Genomic DNA, 6,692 nt, shown 5'->3' with positions numbered 1-6,692 from the left:
CGTCGGGCTTGTGATCTGTCTCAACATCGAATCGATCCGGGAATTCCTGTCGTGGCTGACCAGCACCGAATTGTTTTCGCCGGAGCTTTATTTCCTGTCCAAACTGCCCGCTGAAATCGATTTTCGCGAGACCAGCGCCGTGGTGATCATGGCATTGACGCTGTCGTTTCTCGCGACCCTTTATCCGTCGTGGCGCGCCGCGCGCCTCGATCCCGTCGAAGCGCTGCGGTACGAGTGAGCGGCGGACATGGAGCAGGGCGAAAAGGAGATACCGGTTGTTTATCTGCACGATATCAAACGACAATACACGCAGGGCGAAACAAAACTGACCATTCTGGACGGCGCGAAGCTTGCTCTATGGGCGGGCCAGTCCGTCGCGCTGGTGGCGCCCTCGGGATCGGGCAAGTCGACCTTGCTGCACATCGCCGGGCTGCTCGAGAGTCCGGATGCGGGGGAGGTTTATATCGGGGGAACCGCGACGTCAGGCCTCTCGGATGTGGAGCGCACGCAGATTCGGCGCACCGATGTCGGGTTCGTCTATCAATCTCACCGCCTTCTTCCGGAATTCACGGCGCTCGAAAACGTCATGCTGCCGCAGATGATCCGCGGCCTCAAACGTTCGGAGACGATCAAGCGCGCGCGCGAAATTCTCGCCTATCTCGGCCTCGACGACCGCGTCACCCATCGCCCGGCGGAATTATCGGGCGGCGAGCAGCAGCGTGTCGCGATCGCGCGCGCCGTCGCCAACGCGCCGCGCGTGCTGTTGGCCGATGAACCCACCGGCAATCTGGATCCCCACACCGCGGATCATGTTTTCAATGCGCTGATGCAGCTCGTGAAAGCGACGCGCGTGGCGATGCTGATCGCGACGCACAACATGGAGCTTGCGGATCGGATGGATCGGCGGGTCTCGCTCGAGAACGGTCAGGTTGTCGAACTGGATTGAGGCGAATTGCGCAATCCGCCGAGCCGGACCATTGTGCTTCGATCAATGGCTATGCCGTCGGCGCGGTCGCCGCTTCGAGCCGTCCTGCGGGCTCGCAAAAAAGGGATTCTCCACGCATTGGGCGGCGCGTCCCGATGCCAGCGGCCTGCATTGCTGGAGGGTGGTATACCGGCAGTCGTTGTACGAGAAAGGCCCGTAAATCACCATGCAGACCGGATAACGGCTGTCCCAGGCCTGTGCGTGAACGGTCGCGCTCGAGCAAGACAGAGCCAGAGCGATCAAGAGTGCGGCGCGCATCGATTGAATCCCGGCAGTGAGTGGTCACGGATTACGTTTTCAGTGGGCTTTCGTGGCTATCGGATTGTTGAAAAGCTGTCACGCCATTATAATGGCGACGCCTCTGCCGCGATATGTCCTTGTGTAGAGCAGCTTCGTGTAGCAAAACGCGACTCTGGCCTCTACAGTCCGGCACTCGATCCCGACGGTCGTATCGGCCTCGATCTCCTGGAAATCCCGATGGCAATCGCAGCGGCAGCTTGAGACATGACAGACCCGCTCGATCTCGCCCGCGAGAAGCTGATCGTCGCTCTCGATTACTGGAACGTAGAGGACGCGAAGAAGCTTGTTCGCGATCTCGGCGACGAGGTGTCTTTTTACAAGATCGGTTTAGGTCTCCAGCTTGTCGGCGGCAACGAGTTGGCCAGGGAACTGATCGCCCAGGGCAAGCGTGTCTTCCTGGATTACAAATATTACGACATCGCGGAGACCGTCCAGCGCGCGGTCGCACAAGCAGCCAAGCTGAATGTCACCTTCCTCACCGTCCACGGCGTTGCGAGCATCATGAAAGCCGCGGTCGCCGGCCGCGGCGACTCCGATATGAAAGTCTTCGGCGTCACCGTGCTGACGAGCATGGATGCCGACGACATCAGCGAGATGGGCTTCGAATGCAACGTTGAAGATCTCGTGATCGCCCGCGCCAGGAAGGCGCTCGAAGTCGGGGTCGACGGCGTCATCGCATCCGCCCTGGAGGCCGCCGAACTTCGCAAGCATGCGAGCAACAAGCTGATGATCGTTTCGCCCGGTATCCGTCCCACCGGCGGCGCCCGGCATGATCAGAAACGGGTGGCGACGCCGTTTGAAGCCATCCGTGCGGGAGCCGATTATCTGGTATTGGGCAGACCCATTTACGCAGCGTCGGACCCAAAAGCCGCTGCCCAGGGAATTATTCGGGAGATGGCAGACGCGCTGAGGCCGGATTGAGATTGTGCCGGGCGCTTGAACCTGATCAAAACAAATCGCAGTTTGGCTACCTGAAAAATTAAGGCTATTCCCTTGCCGAGATGACGTAAGGTGATGGCCAACCAGGCATCTTGAGGAAGCGAATGAGCGAACAAAAAAAGCGCGATCGTCGGACCGTGGCGGTGATTGAGTCGGAGACGCTGGTTCGCCCGGATGGGCGGGCCGGTATAAGGTTGTTGCTGCTGGACCAGGATACCGAGGAAGAAGAGTCAATCGTATTCGAGGTCAGCCTTCTAGGTATTGCCCGGTTTCGGAAGGACCTGGACGTCGCAGAACAACATATTCTCAAGAGTCGAAGTCAAAATTCCTAAGTCCCGTCATTAACCATCGGGGTCATTCGTCACAGACTGACCCGTTACCCGCCCTTGACTTTGAGAACAAAACATAAACAATGTTCTTGTTATGTTTCGTCATGGGAGGGCATCATGCTGAGAATGTTCGTAGAGGAGGCGGCGGCGCTGGCCTCGATCGCATTGTTCGTTGGAATGGTCGCCGTCTGGGCGCAGCTCATTCCGCAGCTTTCGTGAGTGAGCGTCATTCCCGGAGGCTCTGGGGAAAGCCGGTATACCTCATGGTCGCGCCGGGTTTCGCATGGACATGCCGGGTGCAAGCCACCACCATCTGGTGGCGAGTCGGCTTGGGGCCGTCAGCATACAACCCGCATCGATGAACGCCCATGATCCAGAAGCCCGCAACCATCAGCGCCGGTTTCGCCCACCTGCACGTCCATTCGGCCTATTCGCTGTTGAAGGGCTCGATCAAGATCCAGAAGCTGGCTGAACTGGCCAAGGCCGACCGTCAGCCGGCGCTGGCGCTCACCGACACCGACAATATGTTCGGTGCGCTGGAGTTCTCCGATAAGGTTGCGGGTTACGGGATTCAACCGATCGTCGGGTGTGAACTCGCGATCGATTTCGGCGATCAGGATCCCACGGCGCGCAACGCGCTTCCCTTTGCCCGGGTTGTGCTGCTGGCAGCGCGCGAGGCCGGTTATCGCAACCTGATGCGGTTGAATTCGCGGGCATTCCTCGAAACCCCGGTGCATCAGGCGCCGCATATCAGGTCGGAGTGGCTTCAAAACGAAAACGAAGGGTTGATTGCCTTGACCGGCGGCCCCGAGGGACCGATGGCGCTGGCGTTCAATGCCGATCTGTCCGCGCTCGCGGCTGCGCGCTGCGATCAGCTCGCCGGCATTTTCGGCGACCGGCTCTATGTCGAGTTGCAGCGTCACGGCCTCGACAAGGAGCGGCGCGTCGAAGGCGCGTTGATCGACCTCGCTTATGCCAAGGGGCTGCCGCTGGTGGCGACCAACGAGCCTTATTTCGCCACCTCCGAAGACTACGAAGCCCACGATGCCTTGCTGTGTATCGCCGGCGGCCGCCTGGTGGCGGAAACCGACCGTGACCAGTTAACGCCGGATCATCGCTTCAAGACGCGCGCGGAAATGGCCGTGCTGTTTGCCGATATTCCGGAGGCGCTGTCGTCCACGATTGAGATTGCGGAACGCTGCGCATTTCGGCCTCTCACGCGCAAGCCGATTCTGCCGAATTTCACGGTGGGCGCCGCCGCCGACATGGCTGATGCGAAAAACGACGAGGCCGCCGAATTGCGGCGCCAGGCGGAGGAGGGGCTTGCCAACCGCCTGGCGGTTCACGGTCTTTCGCAGGGAATGACGGAGGAGGATTATCGCGCGCGTCTGAGTTTTGAACTCGACGTCATCACCCGGATGAACTATGCGGGCTACTTCCTGATCGTTGCGGATTTCATCAAGCACGCCAAGTCCAAGGGCATTCCGGTTGGACCGGGCCGCGGCTCCGGCGCCGGCTCGCTGGTGGCCTATGCGCTCACCATCACCGACCTGGATCCGATCCGGTTCGGCCTGCTGTTCGAGCGCTTCCTCAATCCCGAACGCGTGTCGATGCCGGACTTCGATATCGATTTCTGCCAGGAGCGGCGAGGCGAGGTCATCGACTACGTGCAGAAGCGCTACGGCCGCGATCAGGTCGCGCAGATCATCACCTTCGGAACGCTCCAGGCGCGCGGTGTGCTCCGCGATGTCGGCCGTGTGCTGCAGATGCCTTACGGGCAGGTCGACAAGCTGACCAAGCTGGTTCCGCAAAATCCGGCGGCGCCTGTTACCCTGGCGGCCGCGATCGCGAGCGAGCCGAAGCTGCAGGCGTTTCGCGACGAGGATCCCGTGGTGGCGCGCGCGTTCGACATCGCTCAACGCCTCGAGGGGCTGACGCGTCATGCCTCGACCCATGCCGCGGGCATCGTGATCGGCGACCGTCCCTTGAGCGAACTCGTGCCGATGTATCGCGATCCGAAGTCGGACATGCCGGTGACCCAGTTCAACATGAAGTGGGTCGAGCCTGCCGGACTCGTGAAGTTCGACTTTCTCGGCCTGAAGACGCTGACCGTCCTCGACGTCGCCGTGAAGCTTTTGAAGCAGCGCGGCGTCGATGTCGATCTCGCCACGTTGCCGCTCGACGATGCGGCGAGCTATCAGATGCTGACGCGGGGCGACGTGGTCGGCGTGTTCCAGGTGGAAAGTCAGGGCATGCGGCGGGCGCTGGTGGACATGCGCCCCGACCGTTTCGAGGACATCATCGCACTGGTCGCGCTGTATCGGCCCGGACCGATGGCGAACATTCCGACCTACTGCGCGCGCAAGCATGGCGAGGAGGAGCCGGAATACCTGCATCCGATGCTGGAGCCGATTCTCAAGGAGACCTTCGGCGTCATCATCTATCAGGAGCAGGTGATGCAGATCGCGCAGGTCATGGCCGGCTATTCGCTCGGCGACGCCGACCTGCTGCGCCGCGCGATGGGCAAGAAGATCCGCGCGGAAATGGAAAAGCAGCACGCGGTTTTTGTCGCCGGCTCCGTCAAGAACGGCGTGCCCAAGGGGCAGGCAGAAACGATTTTCGAGTTGCTGGCGAAGTTTGCCGATTACGGCTTCAACAAAAGCCACGCCGCGGCTTACGCGCTCGTGTCCTACCAGACGGCGTACATGAAAGCGCATCACCCGGTCGAGTTTCTGGCGGCGTCGATGACGCTCGATATGAGCAACACCGACAAGCTGTCGGAGTTTCGCAGCGAGGCTCACCGCCTCGGCATCAAGGTCGAAGCGCCCTCGATCAACCGCTCCGGCGCGACCTTCGAGGTGAGCGACGGCGTCATCTGTTATGCGCTGGCGGCGCTCAAGGGCGTCGGCGCGCAGGCGGTCGAACAGATCGTCGAAGCGCGCAAAAGCGGTGTGTTCACCTCACTGGCCGATTTCGCCGCCCGGGTGCCGCCGCGCGCCGTCAACAAGCGCGTGATCGAAAGTCTCGCCGCCGCCGGTGCGTTCGATGCGCTCGATCCCGATCGCGCGCGCGTGTTCGCCGGCGCCGAGGCGATCCTCGCCGCGTGCCAGCGCAGTCACGAATCCGCGCTGCTCGGTCAGAACGACATGTTCGGAGGCATGGCGGATGCACCGGCGATCATGCTGCCCCAGGTCGAGCCGTGGCTGCCTGCCGATCGGTTGAGGCGCGAGTACGAGGCCGTCGGGTTTTTCCTGTCCGGGCATCCGCTCGATGACTACGCGACCGCGTTGAAAAGGCTGCGCGTCCAGTCCTGGGCTGAGTTCTCCCGCGCGGTGAAAACCGGCGCGACCGCCGGCAAGGTCGCCGCAACGGTCGTCTCGCGAATGGAGCGGCGCACCAAAACGGGCAACAAGATGGGAATCCTCGGGCTCTCAGACCCGACCGGTCATTTCGAGGCTGTCCTGTTCTCGGAAGGGTTGGCGCAATTTCGCGAAGTACTCGAGCCGGGGGCAGCGGTGCTGCTGCAGCTCGGCGCGGAACTGCAGGGCGATGAGGTGCGCGCCCGGATTCTGAACGCGGAACCGCTGGATGATGCGGCGGCAAAGACCCAGAAGGGCCTTCGAATTTTCCTGCGCGATACCAAGCCGCTGGATTCGATCGTGAAGCGTCTTCAGGTGCCCGAAAATGACGACCTGTCTGGGCTCACCAAAGTCCCCGCGCCCCGGTCATCCGGCGACGGCGACGTTTCGCTGGTGATGCTGCTGGATCTGGAAACCGAGGTGGAAATCAAGCTTCCCGGCCGTTTTCGAGTCTCGCCGCAGGTCGCAGGCGCCATCAAGGCGGTTTCGGGGGTGGTGGACGTCCAGGCGCTCTAAGCCAATCTCGACTGTCCGGATTCTCGTCTGTCGCTTGCAGTCTTACAGATATGACCTCTCCTGGAGGTGCCTTGTTCGGACCGCTTTTCGTTCAAATAATGTTCAGATACTCGCGCGCTGAATAGCTCAAAGCCGTGTTTGGCTGTTGGTAGGGCGGAACGATCATGCGCCTGCACAGAAGCTTCGCAATCTTTGTGTCATGTCTGTTTCTCGTCGGTGCGTTCTCGGTGATCCCGAGCGCGGCCATTGCCCAGCAACAGGAAA

General features: G+C 61.3%; 5 protein-coding genes and 1 pseudogene. 5 read left to right on the top strand and 1 reads right to left on the bottom strand.

Features of this window, described 5'->3' with window-relative positions; genetic code table 11:
* Positions 1-238, top strand: a pseudogene (locus BGN91_RS10655) (lipoprotein-releasing system transmembrane subunit LolC); the annotation flags it as partial.
* A gap of 9 nt (positions 239-247) precedes the next feature.
* A complete protein-coding gene (locus BGN91_RS10650; RefSeq protein WP_292612940.1) occupies positions 248-946 on the top strand; it encodes an ABC transporter ATP-binding protein in 699 nt (232 codons plus the stop codon).
* Between the two features lie 42 nt (positions 947-988).
* Here the strand turns inward: BGN91_RS10650 and BGN91_RS10645 are convergent, their stop codons facing one another.
* Complete coding sequence (locus tag BGN91_RS10645; protein ID WP_292612938.1) at positions 989-1,243, bottom strand: DUF3551 domain-containing protein; 255 nt, start codon at positions 1,241-1,243, stop codon at positions 989-991.
* Positions 1,244-1,489: 246 nt separating this feature from the next.
* Here BGN91_RS10645 and pyrF point away from each other — a divergent pair, with 246 nt between their 5' ends.
* The 3 genes from pyrF (at position 1,490) to dnaE (ending at position 6,428) form a co-directional block, all read left to right on the top strand.
* The gene (gene pyrF, locus BGN91_RS10640) at positions 1,490-2,206 is read left to right on the top strand and encodes an orotidine-5'-phosphate decarboxylase (RefSeq protein WP_292612936.1); all 717 of its coding nucleotides are present in this window, start codon (positions 1,490-1,492) and stop codon (positions 2,204-2,206) included.
* 122 nt (positions 2,207-2,328) lie between these two features.
* Positions 2,329-2,556, top strand: coding sequence for a hypothetical protein (locus BGN91_RS10635; protein ID WP_292612935.1), 228 nt, complete (start codon positions 2,329-2,331; stop codon positions 2,554-2,556).
* A gap of 365 nt (positions 2,557-2,921) precedes the next feature.
* The gene (gene dnaE / locus BGN91_RS10630) at positions 2,922-6,428 is read left to right on the top strand and encodes a DNA polymerase III subunit alpha (RefSeq protein ID WP_292612933.1); all 3,507 of its coding nucleotides are present in this window, start codon (positions 2,922-2,924) and stop codon (positions 6,426-6,428) included.
* Positions 6,429-6,692: the final 264 nt, after the last annotated feature.

Origin of the sequence: Nitrobacter sp. 62-13 (assembly GCF_001896955.1) — a bacterium.
GTDB lineage: Bacteria > Pseudomonadota > Alphaproteobacteria > Rhizobiales > Xanthobacteraceae > Nitrobacter.
The sequence above is the reverse complement of the archived record's forward strand: the minus strand, read 5'-3'. Positions and strand labels throughout refer to the sequence as shown.

Excerpts from the sequence above, each read along its gene's own strand:
- BGN91_RS10650 (WP_292612940.1), top strand. The coding sequence starts at position 248 with ATGGAGCAGGGCGAAAAGGAGATACCGGTTGTTTATCTGCACGATATC.
- BGN91_RS10645 (WP_292612938.1), bottom strand. The coding sequence starts at position 1,243 with ATGCGCGCCGCACTCTTGATCGCTCTGGCTCTGTCTTGCTCGAGCGCG.
- pyrF (WP_292612936.1), top strand. The coding sequence starts at position 1,490 with ATGACAGACCCGCTCGATCTCGCCCGCGAGAAGCTGATCGTCGCTCTC.
- BGN91_RS10635 (WP_292612935.1), top strand. The coding sequence starts at position 2,329 with ATGAGCGAACAAAAAAAGCGCGATCGTCGGACCGTGGCGGTGATTGAG.
- dnaE (WP_292612933.1), top strand. The coding sequence starts at position 2,922 with ATGATCCAGAAGCCCGCAACCATCAGCGCCGGTTTCGCCCACCTGCAC.